This window comes from Exiguobacterium sp. s127 (genome assembly GCF_018618695.1).
Taxonomy (GTDB): Bacteria; Bacillota; Bacilli; order Exiguobacteriales; family Exiguobacteriaceae; genus Exiguobacterium_A; species Exiguobacterium_A oxidotolerans.
The window spans coordinates 110,182-135,747 of sequence record NZ_JACSMO010000007.1 but is presented as its reverse complement, the minus strand read 5'-3'; the positions used below and the strand labels follow the sequence as shown (position 1 = coordinate 135,747).

General features: G+C 45.0%; 22 protein-coding genes. 10 read left to right on the top strand and 12 right to left on the bottom strand.

Going from position 1 to position 25,566, the window contains the following annotated elements; all coding sequences use genetic code 11:
- Positions 1-72: 72 nt before the first annotated feature.
- Positions 73-1,914 (top strand): GGDEF domain-containing protein, encoded by a 1,842-nt coding sequence (locus KNP98_RS10750; protein WP_214811417.1) that lies wholly within the window; start codon positions 73-75, stop codon positions 1,912-1,914.
- A 12-nt stretch (positions 1,915-1,926) separates the two neighbouring features.
- The gene (locus KNP98_RS10745) at positions 1,927-3,717 is read left to right on the top strand and encodes a GGDEF domain-containing protein (RefSeq protein WP_088836399.1); all 1,791 of its coding nucleotides are present in this window, start codon (positions 1,927-1,929) and stop codon (positions 3,715-3,717) included.
- A 57-nt stretch (positions 3,718-3,774) separates the two neighbouring features.
- Here the strand turns inward: KNP98_RS10745 and KNP98_RS10740 are convergent, their stop codons facing one another.
- Genes KNP98_RS10740 through KNP98_RS10730 form a run of 3 tightly spaced genes read right to left on the bottom strand, consistent with a single transcriptional unit; the run spans position 3,775 to position 6,048 of the window.
- Positions 3,775-4,419 (bottom strand): hypothetical protein, encoded by a 645-nt coding sequence (locus tag KNP98_RS10740; RefSeq protein ID WP_088836398.1) that lies wholly within the window; start codon positions 4,417-4,419, stop codon positions 3,775-3,777.
- A complete protein-coding gene (locus tag KNP98_RS10735; RefSeq protein WP_088836397.1) occupies positions 4,416-5,588 on the bottom strand; it encodes a DEAD/DEAH box helicase in 1,173 nt (390 codons plus the stop codon). Before KNP98_RS10735 ends, KNP98_RS10740 begins: the two co-directional genes overlap by 4 nt.
- Before the next feature lie 28 nt (positions 5,589-5,616).
- Positions 5,617-6,048 carry a hypothetical protein gene (locus KNP98_RS10730; protein ID WP_088836396.1) on the bottom strand — a complete coding sequence of 144 codons (432 nt, stop codon included), beginning with the start codon at positions 6,046-6,048 and terminating at the stop codon, positions 5,617-5,619.
- 347 nt (positions 6,049-6,395) lie between these two features.
- Here KNP98_RS10730 and pflB point away from each other — a divergent pair, with 347 nt between their 5' ends.
- The 3 genes from pflB (at position 6,396) to abc-f (ending at position 11,338) form a co-directional block, all read left to right on the top strand.
- A complete protein-coding gene (pflB, locus tag KNP98_RS10725) occupies positions 6,396-8,645 on the top strand; it encodes a formate C-acetyltransferase (protein WP_088836395.1) in 2,250 nt (749 codons plus the stop codon).
- A 24-nt stretch (positions 8,646-8,669) separates the two neighbouring features.
- A complete protein-coding gene (gene pflA / locus KNP98_RS10720; RefSeq protein ID WP_088836394.1) occupies positions 8,670-9,389 on the top strand; it encodes a pyruvate formate-lyase-activating protein in 720 nt (239 codons plus the stop codon).
- 272 nt (positions 9,390-9,661) lie between these two features.
- A complete protein-coding gene (abc-f, locus tag KNP98_RS10715; protein WP_088836393.1) occupies positions 9,662-11,338 on the top strand; it encodes a ribosomal protection-like ABC-F family protein in 1,677 nt (558 codons plus the stop codon).
- A gap of 172 nt (positions 11,339-11,510) precedes the next feature.
- Here the strand turns inward: abc-f and rsgA are convergent, their stop codons facing one another.
- Positions 11,511-12,560 (bottom strand): ribosome small subunit-dependent GTPase A, encoded by a 1,050-nt coding sequence (gene rsgA, locus KNP98_RS10710; protein ID WP_088836392.1) that lies wholly within the window; start codon positions 12,558-12,560, stop codon positions 11,511-11,513.
- 270 nt (positions 12,561-12,830) lie between these two features.
- Between rsgA and KNP98_RS10705 the strand changes: the two genes are divergently transcribed.
- The 5 genes from KNP98_RS10705 to KNP98_RS10685 are packed head-to-tail and all read left to right on the top strand — an operon-like array spanning position 12,831 to position 16,281.
- Positions 12,831-13,211, top strand: coding sequence for a lmo0954 family membrane protein (locus KNP98_RS10705; protein ID WP_029332726.1), 381 nt, complete (start codon positions 12,831-12,833; stop codon positions 13,209-13,211).
- Positions 13,212-13,241: 30 nt separating this feature from the next.
- A complete protein-coding gene (locus KNP98_RS10700; RefSeq protein ID WP_088836391.1) occupies positions 13,242-13,856 on the top strand; it encodes a hypothetical protein in 615 nt (204 codons plus the stop codon).
- Between the two features lie 57 nt (positions 13,857-13,913).
- Complete coding sequence (gene liaF, locus KNP98_RS10695) at positions 13,914-14,633, top strand: cell wall-active antibiotics response protein LiaF (protein ID WP_029332724.1); 720 nt, start codon at positions 13,914-13,916, stop codon at positions 14,631-14,633.
- Positions 14,630-15,655, top strand: coding sequence for a sensor histidine kinase (locus tag KNP98_RS10690; protein ID WP_034801180.1), 1,026 nt, complete (start codon positions 14,630-14,632; stop codon positions 15,653-15,655). The genes liaF and KNP98_RS10690 overlap by 4 nt, the downstream gene beginning before the upstream one ends.
- Positions 15,652-16,281, top strand: a complete 630-nt coding sequence (locus KNP98_RS10685; RefSeq protein WP_029332722.1) for a response regulator — start codon at positions 15,652-15,654, stop codon at positions 16,279-16,281. The genes KNP98_RS10690 and KNP98_RS10685 overlap by 4 nt, the downstream gene beginning before the upstream one ends.
- 500 nt (positions 16,282-16,781) lie before the next feature.
- On the opposite strand, the gene KNP98_RS10680 is transcribed toward KNP98_RS10685, so the two are convergent.
- From KNP98_RS10680 to KNP98_RS10645, 8 genes are all read right to left on the bottom strand, one after another.
- Positions 16,782-18,473 carry a b(o/a)3-type cytochrome-c oxidase subunit 1 gene (locus tag KNP98_RS10680; RefSeq protein WP_088836390.1) on the bottom strand — a complete coding sequence of 564 codons (1,692 nt, stop codon included), beginning with the start codon at positions 18,471-18,473 and terminating at the stop codon, positions 16,782-16,784.
- Entirely contained in the window at positions 18,474-18,944 is a 471-nt protein-coding gene (locus tag KNP98_RS10675; protein ID WP_088836389.1) for a cytochrome c oxidase subunit II, read from the bottom strand. It abuts the gene before it with no gap.
- A gap of 12 nt (positions 18,945-18,956) precedes the next feature.
- Positions 18,957-19,070 carry a cytochrome C oxidase subunit II gene (locus KNP98_RS10670; RefSeq protein WP_152638917.1) on the bottom strand — a complete coding sequence of 38 codons (114 nt, stop codon included), beginning with the start codon at positions 19,068-19,070 and terminating at the stop codon, positions 18,957-18,959.
- Positions 19,071-19,847: 777 nt separating this feature from the next.
- Positions 19,848-20,555 (bottom strand): Crp/Fnr family transcriptional regulator, encoded by a 708-nt coding sequence (locus tag KNP98_RS10665; RefSeq protein WP_214766658.1) that lies wholly within the window; start codon positions 20,553-20,555, stop codon positions 19,848-19,850.
- A 169-nt stretch (positions 20,556-20,724) separates the two neighbouring features.
- On the bottom strand, positions 20,725-22,107 hold the full coding sequence (locus KNP98_RS10660; RefSeq protein WP_088836387.1) for an aldehyde dehydrogenase: 1,383 nt from the start codon (positions 22,105-22,107) through the stop codon (positions 20,725-20,727).
- A 191-nt stretch (positions 22,108-22,298) separates the two neighbouring features.
- Positions 22,299-23,006, bottom strand: coding sequence for a purine-nucleoside phosphorylase (gene deoD, locus KNP98_RS10655; protein ID WP_029332717.1), 708 nt, complete (start codon positions 23,004-23,006; stop codon positions 22,299-22,301).
- Between the two features lie 28 nt (positions 23,007-23,034).
- On the bottom strand, positions 23,035-23,739 hold the full coding sequence (locus KNP98_RS10650; protein WP_088836386.1) for a response regulator transcription factor: 705 nt from the start codon (positions 23,737-23,739) through the stop codon (positions 23,035-23,037).
- The gene (locus KNP98_RS10645) at positions 23,739-25,496 is read right to left on the bottom strand and encodes a sensor histidine kinase (protein ID WP_214766662.1); all 1,758 of its coding nucleotides are present in this window, start codon (positions 25,494-25,496) and stop codon (positions 23,739-23,741) included. The genes KNP98_RS10650 and KNP98_RS10645 overlap by 1 nt, the downstream gene beginning before the upstream one ends.
- Positions 25,497-25,566: the final 70 nt, after the last annotated feature.

The window sequence follows — 25,566 nt, the reverse complement described above, 5'->3', positions numbered from 1 at the left end:
ACGTTTTTTCCAAATTGAGGGTAATGAATTATATAGTTAAACTGTTACTTTCATTAGACAGGAGGTTTTCTCATGTCAAAAGCGTTCAAACGAATGACAGGAGGAATCGTCATTTATTTGATTATCTCGTATACCATCCTTCTTTTAATTCCAAACTCATTCGTCTTACCCACAGCCGTCTTTTCAAGCTTTGTCGGGTCTTTATTGATTACGAGTGCCGCCATTTTATTTTATAGAAAAACACCTTCACCAGAACTTAAATGGATCCTCATTGCTGTAAGTGCTTATTTCATCGGAGACTTAGGTGGAGTTGTCAGTGGTTACTTTTCGCTCACGTCTGTCAATTTGAACGTCCTACTCGACTTTCCCTATACAATCCATCTCTTGACGATTACCATTTTTTTATTCCGTCTTTTGGATATTGAACATTTCCGTTCACAAAAGCTTTTAATTCTTGATTCATTGACACTTTTTACTGTCGCGATGATTGCTGGATACTTGACAATTTTTAAATACATCCCCGAATACACAAGAACGTTCGCGGAGCAGCTCAGCTGGGATATCTATTCATTCTTGACCATTCTCCTGACTCTTTTCTTTTTTTTACTCTATGCTTCCGGTTTAAAAAAACCGGTCTCGTTGTTCGCTTTTAGTTTTTTAATGGGTGGAACGTTTTTATTAGGTATGATCAACTTTTTATTTTACAGCTTTTTATTGAACGATTTTACTTTTTACGCAATGCTTTTATTACCGCTCTATCCGCTGAGTAGCTATTTTTTCATTAGTTTCCTAGTAACTTGGCATTTACCGATCATCGCTAAACAACAATTATTGTTACTTCGGATTGAACAAATTCTTCGTCCTTCTTTTTCATACATCTTACTATTACTGTTAATTACCTATGTCACGTTTTCACCTGTCACGACACGCTTCTACTTCATCACAATCGCGACCACTTTTTTACTTTTCTTAACGCGGCAGCTTTTTTCTTATCGCGAAAATGTACGCCTTTTACGAGAAACGACTTCGCTACAAGAAAATTTGGAAACCATCGTTTCACAGAAAACGGAGTTACTTCGGTTACGCGAACAAGAATTCAAGGCACTGTTCCTCTCCTATCCGCAAATGGTACTTGAAGTAAATCAAGCGAGTCACATTCTATCCGGAAATCCTGCAGCCATTCGAGAAGGATGGATGGAGAAGTCATTGAAAGACGAACAGGTCCGTCTTTTCAAACAAGTAATGGAGGCGCTACATGCCAATAAAGGGGTCCCTTCCTTATCAAAAACGTTTTATATCCCCCATGACGAAGAGGACCTCATCTACACGATGACGTCGATTTGTATAGCCGATCAAGAACGTGTCTTTATCATTTTATCCGACGTCACAGAAGATGTTCGCCAAGAACAATGGTTGGAGAAATTAGGAAATCATGACGCTTTGACCCGTTTACCGAATCGGCGCTTTTTTGAAGAACAATTGCAGACTCTCCTCCCTACCATACGACATGGATCGTTATTGTTTATTGATTTAGATGGTTTTAAAGCTATCAATGATACGTACGGGCATGATGCTGGAGATTTATTACTTCAAGAAACCGCAGGCCGGCTACAACAACTAATTCAAGGAGAGGAGCTTGTCGCCCGTTTAGGAGGAGACGAATTCATTTTATTCACCGTTCGAGACGAAGATGAGACGACTGCATTTGCGAGTAAGTTGCTCGCATCACTCAATGAGCCGTTTTATATTAAAGATCAAACGATGTCTGTCACACCGTCCATCGGTATTTCGCTTTATCCGAGTGATGGAAAAAGTTCGAATGTCCTTTTGATCCGCGCAGACGAAGCCATGTATCACATTAAAAATACGAACAAAAATAATTTTCAGTTCGCCGCTCAACTAAAACGCAACTAGGAGGAAACGCATATGCAACAATCCCCCTACTTCATCAGATGGTTCCCTTCACTACTAATCATTTCTTTGATTTTAATTCTCTATTCATACACGCAAGGCTCATTCATGAACCACCTTGTCGAACAAATTCTAGAGTACTTGTCATTTCTTTTAATCGGACTTTTCATCCTCATCGCCTATAAAAAAGAACGGTCACTCGTCGTGCCAAGACGAAAATTTTGGATCATCGCCTTCATTTCACTTATCTTCTCGCTAGCTGCTTCGATTTTTGAAACCATTAACTTATTCAGTAATACGCTGTCTTTTCCGAACAGTTATAGCTTAATTTGTTTCTCCATTTCGCACTATATATTTTTAATCGGACTTTTTTACCGGATTGCTTCACAAAAGAGTTTTTCACAACATCTGCTTGCATTCGTGGATGCTCTAATCATCGTCGTTTTTTTAGGACTTGCTGCTTTTCATACATTAAGCGAACTGGCCGACCCGACAGCTAGTACGTTCCCGTACGATATGATCGTCGTCCTCAACACTTCACTCGGATTGTTTGTTCTCTTCTACTTCTTTTTTGTTCAAGAAACACACTGGGTTTCCCGAACGACGTTATCTCTACTATTCTTTTCACTGTTCATTCGTGGCATGTATGAAGTATCTGCTGTATACTTTCCAGATTTCACGGAACAATATTTAGTCTTTTCTCCTGTATTGATTCGTCTTGTTCAAAGTGCAGCAATCTTATGGCACCTTGATCACATCACTGAAGGTAAACAAGCGTCTCCTGTCGTTCAGAGAACTTGGCTGCCTTTGCTCGCAATTCCACTATTTTTACATTATGTCATCGAACTCGAAGGTAAAAAATTTGATGTGTTCATCATCTTATTGTTACTAATCATTCGACAAATCATCATCGCTCGGCAACATACGTTGCTCGTGCAAAAGTTAAACGAGCGAAACGAACAGTTAGCCGAACGCATCGAACACCGGATCCGGCAAATCAAAGAAAGTGAGCAACAAGTCCTGCCACTGTTTTCAAGTCATCCTGATCCAATCATCCGCTTTGATCAAAACGAAACAGCGACGTATGCCAATCTTGCGGCTCAAGCAACGTTTAAGCTTTCTGCCTTGTCAATCGAAGTACCCACTCACTCAGTCTTACATCTTCAGTCTTCCTTACAGCTTGATTCCAATCGTTATCTCGATGAATCTAACCGCCAATATGAATTAACAAAAATCCCCATCCACATCGCTTCAAAATCGGCCGGTCATTTCTTAGTCTTACACGACGTAACAGAACAAAAGGAGCGGCAGCAACGGATTGAATACCACGCGTTTCATGATGTTTTAACTGGTATCGGTAACCGTCGTTCGCTCGAACGGACATTCTTATCGATTGACCAGTCCGTAAACTATCTGGCGTTACTTGATTTAGACGGTTTTAAATTAATCAACGATACGTATGGGCACGAAGCTGGTGATTATGTCTTAATCGAAGTTGCTCGTAGAATGAGTCTAGACCTCGAACGCGAAGAGTCGGTTTACCGGCTGGGTGGTGATGAGTTCGCCTTGCTAACTTCAGCGAAAGATGAACTTTCACTCCGACGTCGCTGTAAACATTTCTTACAATTATTGCGTCGCCCTTATGTTTATAAAGGGCAAACGTTACATGTCTCGGCCAGCATCGGAGTCGCTCCATTTTTCGAAAACGATGATTTAGAAAGTTGGCTGAAACATGCTGATCTCGCCATGTATCGCATCAAAAACCGTAAAAAAAACGATATTGCGCTGTACCATCAAGATTTTTAAACGAACAAACGTCCATTCACCCTAGCTTAGGATTGAATGGACGTTTGTTTTTTGCTGTTATGCTTCAGGTCGTGGTGTAATGTTTCCCTCTTCGATATCGAGTAATAAGTCAATCAACTCCGCACAAAATTCAGGATACTGACGCAATAGTGCGTCGTCACCGACTTCATCGACAAAATCAGCTAAAAGAACACGCACTTCAGGTACAAGTGCCCGTGCAACCTTCATATAGGCGATTGCGAATCGCCATTTGCCTGAAATGTAGAGAAGTTTGCCGACTAACAGATCGCCAACCGCAACGTCAATCTCTGTCAAATCGGTCTGATACGTTTGTTCCGACATGATGTCGAAGACGCCGTCTTCTTTTACAAGGAAAAGCGACGGAACAGGATCGGCCAGCCCTCTTAAGGCACGATACAGACTTTGAGACATATCTTCTTTGACTTGTTCTAAAAAACGACCATGCGGTGTTTTCCCTTGTTCATCGGTCTCATAAAAAATGGCCCAATCGACGAACAAGTCTCGGAATAACTCAGCATCTTTTAAATACCAACGTCCTTCCGTCGCGATTTCTTCGATGAATGCGACCCAATCGGTGCTTCGAGCAGTGGCTGCTTCTTGATATAAAGTTTTGAGCGCTGTGTTCATCTCTGCTTCGGATACAGTCGTCGGAAACGGGATAATCTTTCGCTCACTTTTCATCGTGTTGGTCCTTTCCGGTGTGGTTTCGCCGGACTTTTAAGCGCTTCCGGTTCCGTGACTTCACGCTTTGGAATCACTTCCCCGCCATAAATCTCCATCGGTTCAATTTCCACACCCATTTGTTTCGCTAATGTTTTCAGGTGTTTCAGATCATGATCCGTGACGAGCGCGAGGACCATACCCGACGCGTTCCCACGTCCTGTTCGACCTGAGCGGTGGACAAAATCATCAAGGGATTCCGGTAAATCATAATGCACGACATGCGTGACGGCATCAATGTCCAGACCGCGTGCAGCAAGCCCTGTCGTGACGAGTAACGGAAACTCTCCCCGTTTATATGAACGTAACGTCTCCATCCGTTCTCTTTTCCCTTTTTCGGCATCTAAAATCCGGTATTTCAGCGAAAACTTGCTTAATTCACCGTTTAACGGACCGAGGAAAGAACGGTTGTTTATGAACGTCAACACTTTGACCTGTTGCATATTAGACAAACGACGTAACATTTCCGGTTTCAGACGACGGGATGTTTCGATGTAACCGAACTTGACTTGCGTCGTCTCCGTCCGTTCAACTCGGATGACTTCTGGATCATTCGAAAGTGTCCGTCCCCATGCTGCTGTCCGTTCAGGCAATGTTGCTGAAACGAGTGCTAACTGGCGGTCACGAAGCGCACTGTTCGCGATGCGCGTCGCTGATGCACTCATTCCACTTTCGTAGATTTGATCAGCCTCATCTAAAACAATCAATTTTACTTTATGCATCTTCAACTTTTTTGAATCAATCAACTCAACTAAGCGTCCTGGTGTCCCAACAATGATTTGTGGTTTTTTCTTGAGACGCTCATATTGACGTTTTAATTCAACGCCACCGATGAACGCACCTGACTTAATCCCGCTTCCTTGGGCAAATAATTGGATGACTTGATGAATTTGCATGACCAGTTCTCGTGTCGGTGCCGTAATCGCGACTTGAACGTGTGGTTCATTCGGATCGATGCGCTCGAGGGCTGGAATGACATAAGCGAGCGTTTTCCCAGTTCCTGTCGGCGCTTCGACTAAGACATCTTTCCCCTCACGGATTAGAGGAATGGCTTGTTCTTGAACGGGCATCATTTGTTCAAAGCGTGCTCGTTCCCACGCTTCATTAATAAAAGGTTTAGTAAAATTCATAACGTATCTTCTCCTACTCTCTTGTCTATCATTCTGTTACATATTCGAAACGATCATCGGTTTCAGTTTTAATACCGCGTAACGTCTGCGTATATTCATTTCCAGAATCGATTAACCGAATATGAAAAACGATTTCTGTCTCATTTTGTTGATCTGCACTTAACACTTCGAAACCTTGCGCCATTCGATCTTGCAGCTCAACAGCAAGTGTTTCAAAACCAGCAAGTACAGGATAAGTTGCTCTGACATCGATTGGGCGTCGAACTAATCGTGCGAGGTACTTCTGGTCGTAACCGATAAAGTCCTCGAAATCAAAATCATCTTCAAACCGGAGCCAAAACCCGTCGTCTTCAAACTCGGTGATCATCCCGATCCGTTCTGTTCCTTCAGTTGATACTTTTAGGGAAACCCAGTCCCCTGTTCGATAGTCTGCTTGCTCTTTTAATGGCGAAAACTCCATTCACTCCACCTCCACGTTCTATATTCCCTTTTTCATTGTCAACGATACGTCCTAAAAATACAAGGTAGCGCCGCGTGACTTTTATCACACTAGCTTCTGTCTCTATCCATTCCACTACAAATTAATGATACAGCTACAGAAAAATCCTTTCACAGCAGTCTTTTTCTGTTTTTTGAACACGGGACACTGACTGATACAATTTACTGTGAAGTAAGTCATAGCAACACTTTTACATTTGTTAAAAGATTCACATATACGTAAAACCTCTATCCCGAATTGTTTGTTACACTATTCACATAAGAGATGTATTAAGAACCGCTGACCTTACTAATGAAGGAGTGTTGATGATGTTACTTGAAAAAACACAGGCATGGCAACGATTCGAAGGTGGAGAATGGATGGAAAAGATTGATGTCGCTGATTTCATCCGGCGCAATCGTTCAGAATACACAGGAGACGATCAGTTCCTCGCCGGTCCGACCGATGCAACCAACACGTTATGGCAACAAATCATGCAGTTAACAGAAGAAGAACGAATTCGTGGTGGTGTCTATGCCGTTGATGCTGCAACTCCATCTTCAATTCTTTCGCACGGTCCAGGTTACCTCAATCCTGAACTCGAAAAAATCGTTGGTCTACAGACCGATGAACCATTCAAACGTTCGATTCATCCGAACGGTGGTATCCGAATGGTCAATGATGCCTTAGAAGCGTATGGTTTTAAATCAGATGACACTGTTACACAGATTTTTAGCGAGTACCGTAAAACGCATAATCAAGGGGTTTTCGATGCGTATACGCCCGAAATGCGTGCTGCCCGTAAAGCCGGTATCATCACTGGACTTCCTGATGCTTACGGTCGCGGACGGATCATCGGTGATTACCGTCGCGTCGCCCTTTATGGAACAGCTCACCTCATTGCTGCAAGAAAAGCGGATTTGAAAGCACACGGTGGATTTTTATCAGAAGCGATGATTCGTGATCGCGAGGAGATGAACGAACAACTCCGCTCCCTTCATGAACTGACAGAACTCGGTAAACGTTACACATGTGACTTATCACGACCAGCTGAAACGGCCCAAGAAGCATTCCAGTGGGTCTATCTTGCTTATCTCGCAGCAATCAAAGAACAAAACGGAGCAGCGATGTCGCTCGGTCGCGTTTCGACCTTCCTTGATATTTATATCGAACGTGACTTGCAAACGGGTCGGTTGACAGAAGAGAGCGCGCAAGAACTTGTCGACCACTTTGTGATGAAACTTCGAATCGTCAAGTTTCTTCGGACACCCGATTACAACGAACTCTTTTCCGGTGACCCGACGTGGGTAACAGAATCAATCGGCGGCATGAGTGAAGACGGTCGCTCGAACGTCACAAAAAGTTCGTTCCGCTTCTTGCAGACACTCGTCAACCTCGGTCCGGCACCTGAACCGAACTTAACCGTTTTATGGTCACCAAAACTTCCACGTGGTTTCAAAGAATTTTGTGCGAAGATGTCCATCCTGTCTAGTTCGATCCAATATGAAAATGATGACTTGATGCTTCCGATTTATGGTGATGATTACGGGATTGCTTGTTGTGTCTCAGCAATGAAAATCGGTAAACAAATGCAATTCTTCGGCGCCCGGGCGAACTTAGCAAAAGCCTTACTCTACACGTTGAACGGTGGCGTCGACGAAAAACTCAAAATTCAAGTCGCCCCTCCTTCCGACTTGATTTTAGATGACGTGCTCGATTATGAAACCGTCATGGCCGCCTATGATAAACAATTGGATTGGTTAGCTGAGCTCTATGTCAATACACTGAATGTCATTCACTTCATGCATGATAAATATAGTTATGAGCGCATTGAAATGGCACTCCACGATCCTGAAATTTTACGGACGATGGCTTGTGGGATTGCCGGATTATCCGTTGTCGCCGATAGTCTGTCAGCGATTCGTTATGCTAAAGTCACACCAATCCGAGATACGGATGGCATTACAGTCGACTTTAAAATCGAAGGCGATTTCCCGAAATTCGGAAATAACGATGATCGTGTCGATCAAATGGCCGTCGATCTCGTCGAACTCTTTATGGAAAAAATCCGGAAACATCCAACGTATCGTGATGCTTTACCAACCCAATCTGTTCTGACGATCACGTCAAACGTCGTGTACGGTAAAAAAACCGGGAATACACCCGATGGTCGTCGCGCTGGCGAACCGTTCGCACCGGGAGCAAATCCAATGCACGGACGTGACACACGTGGTGCAGTCGCTGCGTTGACTTCTGTCGGCAAATTACCTTATGAGCATGCCTTAGATGGTATTTCCTACACGTTCTCAATCGTTCCGAAAGCACTCGGAAAAGATGAAACAACACGTATCAACAATACAGTCGGTCTACTTGACGGCTATATGGGCGGTACGACTACCCGTGGTCATCACTTAAACGTCAACGTGTTCGACCGCGCCACTTTACTCGATGCGATGGAGCATCCTGAACTTTATCCACAGTTGACGATTCGTGTATCGGGTTATGCCGTCAACTTCATTAAGTTGACACGCGAACAACAAATCGATGTCATCAACCGTACATTCCACGGTGCACTTTAACTTTTCTGAAAGGACTTGATCACTATGACTTACGGGACGGTTCACTCTGTCGAATCTTGTGGGACTGTCGATGGTCCCGGTATTCGTTTCATCGTCTTTACGCAAGGCTGCCCACTACGCTGCCAATATTGCCACAATGCGGACACCTGGGAATTCGGTTGTGGTCGAAAAGTAACACCGGAAGAAATCATCAAAGAAGCGAACAGCTATCGTTCCTTCTTTGACGCAACGGGTGGAGGGGTGACCTTCTCCGGTGGCGAACCGTTGGCTCAACCCGAGTTTTTAGAAGCCTCGCTGCGTGAAGCAAAACGAAACGGCTTGCATACCGTCATCGATACAGCAGGTTCGGTCGTCCCGAAAAACCTGGATCAAATCCTGGACTATACAGATCTCGTCTTACTCGATATCAAGCACATCGATGATGCGACGTGCCGGATTTTGACCGGGCGAAGTAACATCAATACACTAGCCTTCGCAAAATTGCTCGCAGAACGAAACATTCCCGTCTGGATTCGCCATGTCCTTGTCCCCGGCGTGACGATGACGGAAACGTTTTTACGGCAAACAGGTGAATTCATTCGAACACTCGGAAATGTCGAACGGGTTGAAGTCCTCCCCTATCACCAATTAGGTGTCTATAAATGGGAGGCACTCGGGCTCGAATATGCGCTAAAAGATGTCTTACCGCCTACCGCGGAGGAAACGTTTGCCGCGCAAGATTTACTCAACTCGTACTTGTCATGATTGATGTGACTTGATAGACTGAACACATAGTCTATGAAACGGAGGTACAATACCGAAATGAAGCAATCACTCGCTAACGTCTAATGATGAATGAACTCATCACTTTCGCAATCGCTTGCGGATGACTGACGCTACGAGTCTGCTCAATTTCGGTATTTCCCTATTTCAGGTGGATACCTTCTTTGAATTGCACTCCCGCACACCATCCGTACGCTCAGGATGGTGTGTTTTCATTTCATCTCAACCGAAATGAAACAAAGGGAGCTGAGCTTATGCCAACTGAAGTATTATCCATCCATGATTTACAAATCGATTTTGCCGGGCAGTGTCTTTTCCACGATGTCACGTTCTCCATCCGCGACGGCGAACACGTCGCCTTGGTCGGACCGAACGGCGTTGGAAAAACGACGCTCTTGCGCGCCATCCTAAAAGAAATCATCCCGACGACCGGGACAATCCATCGCACGTATGACCGGATCGGGCTCTTAGCCCAACAAATCGAACCCTCGACAAGTGTAGCAATTCAAATCGTCGAACAGGCGGATGTAACCCGTTACGACTTACGTGAACGTGCCTTAACCACTGAAGCCGTGGCCGACTACCAGGCTGCCGTTGACGCAGATGCCTTCACGCTCGAAGCCGATGCGAGACGTGTCCTGAAAGAAGTTCAACTCGAGCAATCTCTTTGGTTTCAGCCTTTGAACACACTGAGCGGCGGCGAACAGACCCGGATTCAACTTGCATGTCTACTGTTGAAGAAACCGGACTTCATCCTGCTTGATGAACCGACCAACCATTTAGATGAAGACACACTCGAGTGGCTCGTCGCGTGGACGCGTCAAACGAAGACGACGATTCTCTATGTTTCACATGAGCGTGCCTTTATCGATGCGACGGCTGACGCCGTCATTGAATTGACTGAAGCAGGAGCGGCACGTTACGAAGGAAACTATGAGATTTACCGTACGTTAAAGGAACAAGAACGGACTGCACAGTGGCATCAATATGAGAAGCAAGAACGAACACGAAAAGAACTCACCCGGATGATTGGTCAATATCAAAATTGGCATCAAAAAGCGACGGCTAGTGCAAGTGAACGAGATCCGTACGCGAAAAAAAAGGCAGCAAAACATGCGACAAAAGTCAAAGCAAAAGAAAATCAGCTCGAACGCCTACTGGAACACCGGGTCAAAAAACCGGAAACGCCGTCCCACGTCCATGTCAGATTCGAAGGAGAACATTTTTTAGCGAAACGTCTCGTTTCAGTCGATGATCTCTCATTCGACTATCCGCATCGCCGGCTCTTTCAGGATGTGTCGTTCTCCATCCAACGTGGCGATCGAATCGCGTTGATTGGTCGAAACGGTTCTGGGAAAACGACGTTATTACGTCTTTTACTTGGAGAATTGGCGCCATCTGCCGGTATCATCAAACGGCACCCGACTTTAAAAGTCGGTTACTTTTCTCAAGTTCTATCCACCTTACCGAATACCGGCACACTACTTGATGCCTTGCTTGAGACGAGCGAGATATCGGAAACAGATGCCCGGACACTACTCGCGTGCTTTTTATTTCGGCGAGAGACCGTCTATAAACCAATCGCTGAAGCGAGTATGGGCGAGAAATGCCGGATTGCCTTTTTACGCCTCTATTTTTCCGGCGCGCATTTACTCATCCTCGACGAACCGACGAATTACCTTGATCTTGCGACACGGGAACAAATCGAAGCGGCACTCGAAGTTTTTCCCGGTGAGTTGCTTTTTGTTTCCCATGACCGTTATTTTACCGATCGTTTATCAAACCGAACGATTTCCTTGACCGGTGACTTCACAGTCCATCCTGTCGGAACAAAGGCTTTACGGGAACAACGTGCTTCTGATTCGGATGGAATCCGGGCTGACTTACGGCGTTTGAATGAACTGACCGGTGAAATCGACTTTGATGTGTAATTGACGGAAGTCACATCACGAACTGACTTTTAGCACGATGATAAAAGCATGCTAACTTAAAAAGAAATACGGTACTTTTCCATGCGCCTCCCACATGCGTATCTAATTACCGCGAACGAAAAAAACGCTGATGATTCCCTGTAAAGAAGGGGAACATCGGCGTTTCGTTTACTTATCTTTTTTGATACTTTAATTTTGTATGTGCCTGCGCGTTTTTCTGAATCTTCTTCCACTTTTCTTTTTCGGCAGCTTGTAGCGCTACACTTTGCTTCCGTTCAGCATAGGCAATTTCCCGTTGCAGCTTCAGATAACTTTCCCAGCGTTCGTGCGGAAGACTTCCATCTTCCAATGCTTGGCGGACTCGACACCCGGGTTCATTGCCATGTTGGCAATCCCGGAAACGACAGTTTTCAGCGAGCGACTCGACATCAGAAAAAGTCGAAGTCAGACCGTCACTTCCGTCCCATAGTCCCAGTTCACGCATACCCGGTGTGTCGACGAGCAACAGACCGTTCGCTAATCGTTTGAGTTCACGGTGCGTCGTCGTATGCCGTCCGCGTTGATCGTCTTCTCGCACGCCACCTGTTTCCATCAACTGTTCCTCTGCTAACGCATTAACGAGTGTCGATTTCCCGACACCGGATGAACCGACGAGGACAATCGTCTCACGTGGTTCGAGAACATCTCGAAGACTTTCCAACCCGTCACCGGTCAACGAATCAATCGCAACATAAGGTGTCCCGAAGGCAATTCCTTCAATCTCAGCCAACTCGGACTCGACGGATTCCATCAGACTTCGTTTCGTCAAAACAATGATCGGCTTGACGCCAGCTTCCCAGGCGACCGTTAAATAACGTTCAAGCCGCCGGACATTAAAATCGTGACCGAATGCCATGACGAGCAAAGCTACGTCAACATTCGCACAAATGATTTGTTCTTCGACTTCCGTACCCGCTGCTTTTCTTGAGAATTGTGAGGTCCGCGGAAGAACTTGCTCAATCCGTCCTAATCCCGCTTCTCGCTCTGTCTGGATGATCCAATCCCCTACTGCGGGAAGATCTGCTTTCGTCAATGCCTCAAAGCGCATCTTTCCAGATAATTCACTAAGCGTCTCGCCAGCAGCCGTCATGACACGATACTGTTTTTGAAAGACTGCAGTGATCCGTCCTAAATTTTCATGTTCTCCTGCCTCATGTGCAGGTGGTTTACCCCATTCGTTCAAATGGTTTCCTCCTCTAATTTAAGGGAGGGAAACCCCTCCCTGTTCTCCAGTACGTGTTTGATTTACGTTGATTTGCACATTCATAAACCTCACTCCTCTCCAGTAACTTCCTTTGTATTTTATCATATGTAGCCACTTCAAAAACCGTTGGGCGATAAAGTCAGACCTTACTACTCCGCCTCAAGGCCGAGACGAATACGGTCCGAGGGGCGTCGTCGTTTTTTTCACCATCCCTTATCATAAAGGTATTAAGTAAAAGGAGGCTTCATCATGAAGCAATCAAAAGGCAAACAGGCTTTGATGATACTTGCTGGTATCGCTCTTCTCGCAGTCGTCATCGGGACACTCCCACATATGATTGGACTCGGGCTCGGTGGACTGCTTGCATTTTACGCCATCAGTAAGTTTATCCGTTCAACAAAAGTCATCGCAAAAATCGGTTTTGGTTTACTCGCAGCAGTCGGAATCGGCTTAGCCCTTTCAAACATTTGGGCGGTATTCGGTATCGCGGCAGCACTTGCCCTCTACATCGGTTACATGCGGATGAAGATGGAACGTGTGAATCCAAACGATTTATTTTCTCGCCGTCGTCGGTCAAACGCGTCTCATTTTGAAGCAGATTGGAAAGACCTCGATCAAAAACGCTTTTAATCGCTACTTATACTCAAGGAGGAATTCACGATGAAGAACGTATTCGACCAACTCAATGATTTTGCTAACCAAATGATGACGGAAGTCAAAAAGGCAGCCGAGCAAGGTGAAGTCCCGGCTAAAAAATTAGTCCGTCATATCCGGATTACCGAATCTGATTTAAAAGAAATCGACCGGCTACTCGAACGTCAACGGTCACTCCTAAGCGAACTCACACAAAAACAAGATGAAGCAAAAGAACTAGCTGATAAGCGGTTTGCCCAAGTCGAAATTGCTAAACAAGCTGAAGAGCAGGAACTTGCAGAACGCGCCGCTATCGAATCCAAACATTACGGTGAACAGTTCCGTTTCTTCGAAGAGTTGATTGTTGAAACGAAACGGGAATTGACGCAACTTGAACGGGAAGCACTCGAGTTGAAACTTAAACTCGAAGACTTGCAAAATAAACGCTATGAGTGGATGATGCGGGAAAACGTTTCTAATTTAAAATCAAAGATGAACCAGGTGCTAGAACGCGAACCAAATGCTACTATTAAACAAGAAGAACATCCGTTTACGGCAGCAGAACCGGATGTCGCAGAACAAACACCAGAAGACGACATCGATTCACGTATTGCGGAACTCGAACGTCGCTTCCAAAAATAAGTATTTTGACGAAGGAGGCCCTTGCCTCCCTTTGTCATGTCAGGGAGGAGATTGATCGTGCGACGATTAAGTACAAAACAATTAGTCGGCTACGTGTCGATCCTATTCGCGCTCGGATTATTTTATGATTTGATGACTGGAGCCGGAAACGTCTTATTTGGAATCTTATTCCCGTTCTTGTTGTATTATGTCGGGATTCATTTTCGGCGTCGCGGTCATGAAAAACTGGCCATCCTGTTTTATATCGTCGGTACGATTATCTTAGCTGGAGTCGTCTTGAGCTCGGCAGCTGTCGGATTCGTCATCGCCGGAATTTTGCTATATCTCGGAATTATCCTTGTCACCCGACACTCCGTCCGCGAATTTTTCTTTTCGAAGATTTCACCACGTCTTTATGAAGAAGAAGGCATTACGATCCAACCTGCTTACTCGTTTTCGACGCAGTCTGAAACACCTTACGTGTTAAAAGACTTGAGTGAACAGTTCATCGTCAAAGATTTAGAAATCGATTTAACGCATGCCTATGTCCCAGAAGGTGAAACACTCATCGTCATCAGTGGTGTCGTCGGAGATGTGCGTATTTTATTACCTTCAGGATATGACTATACGCTTGATACGTCGATTGGTTTTGGAAGCGTCAAAACAGATGTCCGCCGGATCCCGACATTTTTTAACCGTCGCATTCAGTTCCGGGCACCACAATATGAAGAAGCGACTCGAAAAGTCCGCATTCACGTCATGCTTGGCATCGGTAACGTGGAGGTGACCTCGATATGAAACGTGATCACTTCCCGCTCGGTGTCATCGCGCTCCAAGTATTGACCGGATTTCTGACAGCCGTCGTGACGACTGGTTTGTTTTTAAGTACACGCCAAGTCGATTGGCATGTACTTTTCGTCCGTCAACAAGATTTACCTGTCTTATTGCTTGTCGTCGGATTATCCCTGTTACTTCCGCTCGCAATCGGCAGCATCCACTACTTCTTTTTACGTCGTGACTTCAAACGTGTCACAACTGCCATCATCGAACTCGAGCAAGGAAAAGAAGTCACGATTGTCAACGGACCTTACTTCCACACACTGACCCGCCTCTCACGAATTGGGAAACGAATCGATGAACAGGTCGAGACGGTTCAAAAAATCAGTACACGTCCGCAACACGTCGAACAAGTTCGTGTCCAAGCCATCACGGAAGAACGCAAACGTCTCGCACGTGATCTCCATGACTCCGTCTCCCAACAACTTTATGCCATTTCGATGATGACGACGGCTGCCAAACAAACGATTTTGACGCAACCGGAAACGGCAGCGAAACAAATTGACTTAGTCGAGACGATGGCACAGACGGCACAATCGGAAATGCGTTCTTTATTGCTCCAACTACGTCCCGTGGAACTCGAAGGCATGACTTTACAACAAGGACTAACCCAACTGCTCGAAGAACTATCAAGGAAACAATCGACGCAATTGAGCTGGAAACTCGAACCGATTGAATTACCGCGCCCGATTGAAAATGAATTATTCCGCATCGTTCAAGAAGGCTTGACGAATGCTTTACGCCACGCGAAAGCATCGCACATGAATATCGAATTGCGTCAATTCAATGAGACAATCATCTTGAGTATGAATGACGACGGTGTCGGCTTTATCGTCGACGAGAAAAAACTCGCCTCGTACGGGATCAACTCGATGCGCGAACGTACGGCTGAAATCGGTGGGACGATTCGCCTCGTCAGTGTGCCCGGTCAAGGAACACAGATTGAAGTCAAACTTAGAAAAGAACGGATGGTGCAAGTATGATACGCGTATTATTAGTCGATGACCATGAAATGGTTCGCGCTGGAGTCTCTGCCTTTTTATCGACCCAACCTGATATTGAAGTGGTCGCAGAAGCTGCTGACGGACAAATCGGAGCGAAACTTGCTCTTGAACATCGCCCTGATGTGATTTTGATGGACTTAGTCATGGAGCCGGTCGATGGTGTCGAAGGAACACGTCTGATTCGCGCCGAGTGGCCGGAAGCTAAAATTTTAGTCGTCACAAGTTTCTTAGATGATGAGAAAGTTTATCCCGTCATTGAAGCCGGTGCGATGAGTTACGTCCTAAAAACGGCAAGCGCGTTTGATATTGCGGAAGCAATTCGCAAGACAGCGAGCGGACAATCTGTCATGGCAGCTCAAGTGACAGGTAAGATGATGGAACGCCTGCGCAAACCTGCCAGTCAACTCCACGACGATTTAACGGAGCGTGAACAAGAAGTCTTACAGTTGATGGCGCGCGGTATGGCTAATCAAGAGATTGCAGACGAACTGTTCATCTCCCTAAAAACAGTTAAAACGCATGTTTCCAACATTTTATCAAAGCTCGATGTCGTCGATCGGACGCAAGCCGTCGTCTATGCCTTTAAGCACCACATCGTGAAATAATCTTTTACTTAGTTTTTGCACTCGTCTACGCATCCATTCATTAAAAAAAAGGGTCAGCTTATCAAAGCTGGCCCTTCAGACTGTAAACAACGTGCGATTGGGAGATCAAGCGTCATGTTTCGTTGCTTTCCTCGGGCGAGGCGCAAGCCGTTGCTCCTTGGATCCTAGCGGACAACGAGCAGGGTCTTGCCTGCCTCTGAAAGTGCGTTAAAAACGCACTTTTTCCCGCAGGAGTCAACGAAAAGTGACGCTTTTCAAGTAATACCGTGAGGGAAAGCCGAGCATGTAGACAATTTAGAGCGCAATCCGTCTCGAATCGCTTAGAACCCCGAAAAGCAATCGGTCGCGACCCTGCAGCTTTGCTGTAGCGGCGTGACCGGTTGCCGCTTTGAAGACGAGGCGAGACAGGAAAGCACGAACGGAGTGCTTCTCAATATAGCATTTTCACCCTTCAGCGTGTATAAAAAGTCCTAGTAAGCTATCAGCACTTTTCGATAGGGCTACCAGAGTTTCCAACCTGGAGCTCCAGGAGGCGCATTATCAATCATGTGCCAAATCGGTACTGTGTAAGCAAACGCAATCAAAGCAAACGTCACGAAAATCCAAAGTTTCCAGTTCTCAAAGAAGAGTGGTGTCTTCATCGCTGCTTCCTCTGTTTCCGCGACAGGAAATTCAGTACTTCCTTTCGGTGTCCGGAAGGCCAGTTGGAACATCGCAAACAAGAATAAGAGGATTGAAATAAAGAGGATCGTACCACCGATTGCCATCGCAACGTGATAGGGAATCCAATCTGCGACGAGCGAATCTTTGAAATATGCCGCAGGACCCGTCCGTCTCGGATTGCCAAGTAAGCCTGAAATATGCATCGCAGTCGACATAAAGAGCATACCAATCGTCCACGTCGCCGTCTGGATGAGACCAATTGTATTGATCCGTTTTGTTAAGGTCCGTCCTCGTAATAATGGAACAAGCCAATAGGCCGTTCCAAAGAACGTCAACGCGACTGCAGCCCCGACTGTGATATGGAAGTGACCTGTCACCCATAAAGTGTTATGCACGACGATATTCAATTGGTGGGAAGCATTGACGACACCACCGGCTCCAGCCGGGATGAAGAACAACATGCCGACGAACGGTGCAAGAAAGCGGACATCCCGGTACGGCATTTTCTTGATCCACCCAAATAGTCCGGTCGCACCTTGACGACGACCTGCTAGTTCAAATGTCGCAAACATCGAGAATGCTGTCATCAATGAAGGAATGATGACAAGGAACGTCAAGACGACTTGGATGTACTTCCAAAATGCTGATATACCGGGTTCGAGCAACTGATGGTGAAAACCAACAGGGAACGAGAACAATAAGAACAGTAAAAATGACATTCGTGCTAAAGCATCTGAAAAAATCTTACCCCCGACAATCTTTGGAATGACCGTGTACCATACGATATAGGCTGGCAATAACCAAAAATAGACGAGCGGATGACCAAAATACCAAAATAATGTTCGGGATAATTCAATCCCGACCTTATCCGTCCAACCGAGTGATAACGGCAAGAGTTGAAAGAGAATCGTCGCTGCGACACCTAGCGTGGCGATGACCCACAACAAAGCCGTCATAATGCTCATATAGGCTTGAAGTGGTGGATGGACATCCTTATGTTCTCGTTTGTAATCCGCGTACATCCGGAACATTGCGGCAGAAGAAACCCATGTTCCAACAACGAAAATCACGAGTCCGATATAAAAAACAGGGTGTGCCTTCAGCGGCGCATAAAATGTGTAGAGAACGGATGCTTCACCTGCTAACACCATCCATGTGACAAGGAGGACACCGACAATCATCAACCAGAATCCAACCCAGCCCAAGCGTCTCGGAAACTCTTCAAAACGCCCGAACGACTGTCCTAAAAATGAAAATAAAAGTCCAAATATGAATAATGTCGTAAAGACAATCGCAAGCATTAGTCCGTGAGCCGTCAGCAATTCATAATAACCGACTCCAGCAATTTCTGGAATGACTCCAGTACGGACGAGTGTCTGTAGTAGACCACATAGTCCACCGATCAGTAACGCCACAAGTGAAAAACTGACGTAGGCAAATCCGAGTTTTGCTTCTTTTAATCCAATCTCTCCTGCGGGGATTCCCCGCTCCATCTCAAACTCCATTAATTTTTTCGAAATCGCATTCATTTATTCCACCACCTTAATCTTAGTCGACATCATGTGATGCGCCGATCCACAATATTCATTACAGACAATTAAATATTCACCAGCTTCTTTAAATGTGTACTCGATTGAATTGATATGTCCGGGAACGACCATCATATTGACGTTCGTCTTGACGATTTCAAATCCATGGACGACATCTTTCGACGTCACCAGAAAATCGACGGTCGCGCCTTTTTTGATAATCATGTCTTGCGGTGTGAACTGGAAAGCTTGTGAGACCATGACGGCCTCATATTTATTGTCGTCAATTTTTTTTAGACCCGGTTTATCAAATGGCTTCGTCTGATCGACTTGCGTCGGGTCAATCAATGTTGCGTCCGACGGTGGTTGATTATCAGAAGCGAATGCTGATACGCCAATGATGATTAAAAAGACTGCCAACATGATACAACCGAATACTAACCATATTTTTTCTAAACGATGAATATGCACCCTGATTCCCCCTTATCTTGAAGTGAATAATAAAAAGATTGATCCCCACATTCCGATGATGACTCCGGCAACGATAAATACAGCGATAAACGTTCCCTTCAGTTCTGTATCTGATTTCTGACGCATGATCAGTAGCTCCCTTCCGTCGTTGGATCGGTGACTTAACCTACCTTTATTTTAGAAAAAGACATCCTTCGTAATATGTGATAAACGTCACACCAATTGTGACGATTTCGCGCTTTTCTTTTATAAAACACACATAAAGTTCACAACTTGTTACGTACTGAACATATTTTGAACTGCTACTGTTATGCGACACAAAAAAGGACCGCATTCAAAAAGAATGTGATCCTACAGCGTGTAGACAAACTATTATGAAGAGTGAACATACTATAACGAGAGGCAATCCGTTCGCGCGTCCCTGTCTCGCATCGTCTTCAAAGCGGCAACCTTCCGCGCCGCTACAGCAAAGCTGCAGGGTCGCGACCGATTACTTTTCGCGGTTCTAAGCGATTCGAGACGGATCGCGTGCTAAACCGTCTGCATGCCAGGCTTTCCGTCACGGTATTCCTATAAAAAGCGTCACATTTCGTTGACTCCTACGGGAAAAAGTGCGTTTTTAACGCACGTTCAGAGGCAGGCAAGACCCTGCTCGTTGTCCGTGAGGATCAAGGAGCAACGGCTTGCGCCTCGCCCGAGGAAAGCAACGAAAAAAGACGCTTGATCTCCCGATAGCACGTTGTCTACATCCTGAAGGACCACATTCAAAAAGAATATGATCCTAGACTGCTGATAAGTTCTTCTAAAGTTTGACGTGTTGCGGTTCCATCAAAAGGATGATGTTGGAGCAATTTTTAAGTCAGCTCCAGCGTATGGCTCCGTAAGCTAACGCTCAAGTTAAGTTTAAATCCGGCAGACACCGACAGGACACCCTTCACAGTGGCAAAGATCGCGTAAATAGTTGGCATCATGAACGATGATTTTAGTCGTCGTCATCGAAATGACATTGTCTTTTTTCCACTGAGAAAACATCCGGTTGACCGTTTCACGTGGTGCCCCGATCAACTGACCGAGTTCAGTATCCGACGGTCGCTTTGAAATCACGTAATCGTCATCGACTTTTTTTCCGTCCATTGCGATTAGTCGTAAGAGTGTCGAAGCGAGTGCCCCTTGTTTCCCGAACAATAAGAGGTCACGTAACTTCGTTTCCGTTTGTTTTCGCATCAAGGCTTGCCAGCGCATGATATCTAATGCGAATGTTCCATCTTTTTTCATCAAATCTTCGAGTGTCGATTTCGAGATGAAGCCAATGACACTGTCCTCCATCGTTTCGACACTATAGGAGCTTGGAAATGCTTCTCCGACATCGAATTCACCAAATAAGTCACCTTTGAAATATAAGAACATCATTAGCGGGCTACCTTTTTTCGTGAGCTTTGATAGTTTTACACCACCTTGTTTCACATAAAAAAGTTTATCGTTCATTTCCCCTTCCCAACAGACGATTGAGTCTTTTTTAAAAGATACCTCAGTCATGAACTCTTCAAGTAATTCACGTGTCTCACTCGACAACACGAACGTATTGGCTTCTGTCGTCCCACAAGTAAGCATCTCGCATTCTCCTTTCCGTAGCTTCTGCCTTCAGTATAGAACATCACAAGGGAAAATAGCGTTTTTTCAAAAGATTGTCAAACTTTGTTCACTATTTCACAAATTAAATAAACAAAAAAAAGCCAAGGTAGACCGATTGGATCTACTCTTGGCTCCGTTTAAGTCCCATTTATAATAAATAACGCATCCATTTTGAATCGGTATTCGAGCGCATGTAGCGGAACGGCAAATCGAACTTCGTCGTATTGTTGACGACTCCTTTACGGTGGCTGAACGTCTCAAAGCTGAATTTCCCATGATAGCCACCGATACCACTTCCGCCGACCCCGCCAAATGGCAAGTTATGTTGCGCAACATGCATCAACGTATCATTGATGCATCCACCACCAAATGACACACGATCGAGTACACGATGCTGAACAGCTTTACTTTCTGTGAAGAGATAGAGCGCCAACGGCTTATCACGGTCATTGATGAAACGGATGACCTCTTCCACTTCACGATAAGAATAGACTGGAAGAATCGGTCCAAAGATTTCTTCTTGCATCAACGGACTTTCTGGATCAACGTCCGTCATGACGGTTGGTGCCATCTTTCTCGTCGCTGCATCGACTTGACCACCAAATAAAATTTCACCTTGGGGCAAGTAGCCACTCAATCGATCCAAATGACTGTCTGAAACAATCTTGACGTAAGAATTCACACCAACACCATTACCATACTGGGCAAAAGCTTCCTTTTCAATCAAGCGTAAAAATTCCTCGCGGACGTCTTCATGGACAAAAACATAGTCAGGGGCGATACACGTCTGTCCTGCGTTTAACCATTTGCCCCAAGCAATTCGTTTTGCAGCAAGCTTTAAGTTCGCATCGCGGTGAACGATCGTTGGAGACTTCCCGCCGAGTTCCAGCGTGACAGGTGTCAAATGTTTCGCCGCTGCTTGATGGACGATTTTTCCGACACGCGTCGACCCCGTAAAGAAGATGTAATCAAACTTCTCTTCAAGAACAGCTGAACTGACGTCCGCATCCCCCTCGATGACAAGTCCAAATCGTTCGTGAAATGCCGTTTCAAAGACTTCACGGAGAACACGCGAGACGTTTGGTGTTAGTTCTGATGGTTTCAAGACAACCGTATTTCCGGCAGCGATCGCCCCGATGATTGGTGCAACAGCGAGCTGGAAAGGATAGTTCCACGGCGCGATGACGAGCACGTTTCCGTATGGTTCATAATGGATGTCACTTTTTGACCCGATATGTAACAACGGTGTCCCGACTCGTTTCGGTTTAGCAAGTCGGCGAAGTTTCTTCTCCATCCGTGCGAGTTCGCCGTAGACGAATCCGATTTCCGTCGTAAACGCATCTTGACGTCCTTTATTCAAGTCCGTTTTTAATGCCTCATAAATTGCTTCTTCATGCGTTTCAATCGCTTGCTTTAAAAACGTCAACATACTTAGACGAAACGCAACACTTCGCGTCGCGCCTGTCTTAAAGAAATTACGTTGCGTTTGAACAAGATTCGAAATAGTTGATTCAGTCATCGTCGATTCCATCTCGTGTTCCTCCTCATGGTCTAGGCTTTCTTTTCCTCATTCTATCATAGCGAATGAGCAATGATTCAATCGTATGCTCCCTCTTCTTTGTGATTAGACAAAAAAGCAGGACTCGAAACGCGAGTCCTGCTTTGTTCGTTTCATGAAGACAGTGATTTTACCATCCGAATCGTCTTATTTCATCTGATTGATTACAGCTGAATCGCTGTTTCAAGTGCCACTTTCATCATATCATTGAACGTCGTTTGGCGTTCTTCAGACGTTGTTTCTTCTCCCGTTAGGAGGTGATCTGAAATCGTCAAAATCGTCAAAGCATTGACTTTATGTTTTGCAGCGAGTGTGTAGAGACCTGCTGCTTCCATCTCGATTGCGAGGCAACCGAAGTCCGCCCATTTTTTGAAGTGGTGGAAATCATCTTGATAAAATTGATCCGTCGTGAAGACTTGACCGACTTTTGCGTCGATTCCGTGTTCTTGTGCCATTGTGTACGCTTTATGCAATAACTCGAATGAAGCTGTCGGCGCATAATCCAATCCATTGAAACGGACACGATTTTGAGCCATGTCGTGTGAAGCACTCATCGCGATGACGACGTCACGTACTTTTACATCCGGTGTAATCCCGCCCGCTGTACCGACACGGATCAAGTTTTTTGCACCATACGATTGAACGAGTTCATTTGCATAAATTGACATCGACGGAACACCCATACCTGTTCCTTGAACGGATACTTTTTTCCCTTTGTATGTTCCTGTGAAGCCATACATCCCACGCACTTCATTATAAAGAACAACGTCCTCTAAAAATGTTTCGGCGATGTACTTCGCGCGAAGAGGATCTCCCGGAAGTAAAACTGTTTCTGCGATTTGACCTTCTGCTGCATTAATGTGTACGCTCATGTACGTTTCCTCCTTGACGTTCGTTTAATTAAATAGATAACAACTCTCTAAACTCATTCGGTGTCATGCCGAATTGCTTCTTAAATACTTTTCGAAAATATTTATCATCCTGATACCCGACTTCAACGGCAATCTCATATATACGGGCGTTCGTCTCTCCCAGCAATTCCTTTGCCCGATTTAGACGAATCGTTTGGATATAATCCGATAAGTTAACCAAAAAACGCTGTTTAAAGCGCCTTGATATATATTCTCGGCTTAAATAGAAGCGCTCACTCATGAGCTGGAGCGTTAACTCTTCCGCATAATGTGTCTCGATATACTTCGCAATTTGATCAATCGCCTCTCCCTGCTCTTGAACTGGGCAAATCAGCTCCATCGCTCGGGAAAGCGCATCATTTAAAACATCTGGATCGATCGGTTTCAATAAGTAATCAAACGATTGATGTAAGATCGCACGACGCATATACGTATAATCATCATAACCTGTCAACACGATCGTGACGACCTTTGGATGATGATTTTTTGTCCATTCTAATAAACTTAATCCGTCTACTCCCGGCATTTCAACATCGGTCAGCATCAATCCGACTTTTTCTTCATTTAAGATTTTTTTCGCAGCTGCTCCATCCTCCGCTTCAAAAATATGCGATACTTTCCAGTCACCCCATTCACCAAGTAACTTTACAGCGTCACGAACGTGTTGTTCATCATCAACGATTAGTACATTCATTACAATTCCTCCTGTTCGATTGGAATTCGGATAGTGATTCTGAATCCACCTTCTATTGGAGATTGGAGCGTCATGTTTGTGCGTTCACCGTAAAAAATTTGAAGACGTTCGTATATATTGTGTAAGCCGATACCAGATGTTTGCCGGTCTTCAGGAGCGCGATGTGCCCGCATTTTTTGGTTAATCATCTCAAGATCTGCCTCAGACATGATCGGTCCGCTGTTTTCGACGCTAATGATCAGTTGGTCCCCATCGGTTCTAATTTTGTACGCTAAGTAATTTTCTAACGCATCACTTTGCTGATTAAAGGCATGTTTAAAGTAATTCTCAGCGAACGGTTGCAAAATCATTTTTGGTACTTCAATCGGGTTCATGTGCCACGGGACATCGACGATATAACGAAATTTTTCTGGGAAACGCTGTTGTTGTAAGCGCATATACCCTTGAAGATGGTCGACTTCTTGCTTTAATGTGACAATCGTCTGTTCGTTGTTCATCGAATAACGCATCATTTGTGAAAGACCGGTTATCGAACGGTAGGCGACTTTCCGGTCCCCTTGCAACGTCGTTGTTCCGATTGATTGTAGCGCATTAAATAAGAAGTGTGGATTGAGCTGTGATTGCAACGCACGTAGCTCGTTCGTCCGATTTTCAAGTGCTAACCGGTATTCTCGTTTAATCAAACGATCCATCCGGTGCACCATTCGTTGAAACTGGCGATTCAATAAACCGATTTCATCATTTGTCGTCGCGACAAAACGTGTGGAGAGGTCCCCTTGCTCGACCCGCCAGACATTTGCCGTCAATTGTTTGATCGGTTTTGTAATTTCGAGTGCGACGAGACTTGCCGCCATAATCATTAATAGAAGTGACACTAAACCAATCACCAATAAAATGATTGCCGTTTCATTTGCTCCCTTGATGACAGAAGCATAAGGAATTTTCTTGATCAGTGTAATCGGCACGCCTTGCTTTTCGGTCTTCACATACACGATGAACGAGCTACCGACGTGCATGCTCCCACTTTTTCCAGTCATTTTTTCAGTCGTCACCGGTAATGTCGTTCCTGTCTTCGCGATTAAGTGATTCCCACTCATTAACCATAATGATTCGTCCGGTGAATTTTCAAACAGCTGTAGTTGTTGTTCAAATACCCGAACTGGAATGTCTACTGACAAAAAGCCGATGGGTTCACTCGTTTCGACGCGATCAATCCGGTAACGAAAACTGACGACTTCTTTTTCATCAAGAATCATCGTCCGAGAATTATATGCTGTAATCACATGTTCCGGGTCTATCAACCAACCATTTTCTTGTTGCATCAATCGAAAATAATCAGTCTCTTGTAACCAATCAAATTTGCCACGACCGGAAGTCTTCATATTATAGACAGAGTATTCCGAGTACCCTTTTAAAATCACAAAATGAATTTGTTCAACATCCTGTCTTGATAAAAAGAGACCGAGTAAGGAACGAGCGACGACACTATCTGACTCACCAAGCTCAGCATCGGCACCAGCATTCATAATATTCATCAATGAACGATTAGCGTAGAGACTTGTTGATAACCGTTTCACGTCTTCCATATAATGACTGATTTGACTATTTCCGCGTTGGAGAGCGCTTAAACTCGAACGCTCGGCTTCTGCAATGTTTTGCTGACGTACATATATATAAGAAGCAGTTGTAGCAAGTGTTGTCGGAACCAAGATAGCGAGGGCTACAAGTAATATAAGACGCGTCCGGATGCTCTTCATTTTGCCACCTTCCACCCTTTTTCTTCTAATAAATAGTATAGCACAACTGTATCCGCTTACATCCACTTCC

What these genes read in the sequence shown, in the direction of transcription:
- deoD (WP_029332717.1), bottom strand. Translation starts at nt 23,006, where the DNA reads ATGAGCGTACACATTAATGCAGCAGAAGGTCAAATCGCAGAAACAGTT.
- KNP98_RS10660 (WP_088836387.1), bottom strand. Translation starts at nt 22,107, where the DNA reads ATGGAATCGACGATGACTGAATCAACTATTTCGAATCTTGTTCAAACG.
- KNP98_RS10740 (WP_088836398.1), bottom strand. Translation starts at nt 4,419, where the DNA reads ATGAAAAGTGAGCGAAAGATTATCCCGTTTCCGACGACTGTATCCGAA.
- KNP98_RS10650 (WP_088836386.1), bottom strand. Translation starts at nt 23,739, where the DNA reads ATGAATGTACTAATCGTTGATGATGAACAACACGTTCGTGACGCTGTA.
- KNP98_RS10735 (WP_088836397.1), bottom strand. Translation starts at nt 5,588, where the DNA reads ATGAATTTTACTAAACCTTTTATTAATGAAGCGTGGGAACGAGCACGC.
- KNP98_RS10645 (WP_214766662.1), bottom strand. Translation starts at nt 25,496, where the DNA reads ATGAAGAGCATCCGGACGCGTCTTATATTACTTGTAGCCCTCGCTATC.
- pflB (WP_088836395.1), top strand. Translation starts at nt 6,396, where the DNA reads ATGTTACTTGAAAAAACACAGGCATGGCAACGATTCGAAGGTGGAGAA.
- KNP98_RS10690 (WP_034801180.1), top strand. Translation starts at nt 14,630, where the DNA reads ATGAAACGTGATCACTTCCCGCTCGGTGTCATCGCGCTCCAAGTATTG.
- KNP98_RS10730 (WP_088836396.1), bottom strand. Translation starts at nt 6,048, where the DNA reads ATGGAGTTTTCGCCATTAAAAGAGCAAGCAGACTATCGAACAGGGGAC.
- KNP98_RS10745 (WP_088836399.1), top strand. Translation starts at nt 1,927, where the DNA reads ATGCAACAATCCCCCTACTTCATCAGATGGTTCCCTTCACTACTAATC.
- KNP98_RS10705 (WP_029332726.1), top strand. Translation starts at nt 12,831, where the DNA reads ATGAAGCAATCAAAAGGCAAACAGGCTTTGATGATACTTGCTGGTATC.
- pflA (WP_088836394.1), top strand. Translation starts at nt 8,670, where the DNA reads ATGACTTACGGGACGGTTCACTCTGTCGAATCTTGTGGGACTGTCGAT.
- KNP98_RS10750 (WP_214811417.1), top strand. Translation starts at nt 73, where the DNA reads ATGTCAAAAGCGTTCAAACGAATGACAGGAGGAATCGTCATTTATTTG.
- KNP98_RS10665 (WP_214766658.1), bottom strand. Translation starts at nt 20,555, where the DNA reads ATGCTTACTTGTGGGACGACAGAAGCCAATACGTTCGTGTTGTCGAGT.
- KNP98_RS10680 (WP_088836390.1), bottom strand. Translation starts at nt 18,473, where the DNA reads ATGAATGCGATTTCGAAAAAATTAATGGAGTTTGAGATGGAGCGGGGA.
- abc-f (WP_088836393.1), top strand. Translation starts at nt 9,662, where the DNA reads ATGCCAACTGAAGTATTATCCATCCATGATTTACAAATCGATTTTGCC.
- KNP98_RS10700 (WP_088836391.1), top strand. Translation starts at nt 13,242, where the DNA reads ATGAAGAACGTATTCGACCAACTCAATGATTTTGCTAACCAAATGATG.
- KNP98_RS10685 (WP_029332722.1), top strand. Translation starts at nt 15,652, where the DNA reads ATGATACGCGTATTATTAGTCGATGACCATGAAATGGTTCGCGCTGGA.
- KNP98_RS10670 (WP_152638917.1), bottom strand. Translation starts at nt 19,070, where the DNA reads ATGCGTCAGAAATCAGATACAGAACTGAAGGGAACGTTTATCGCTGTA.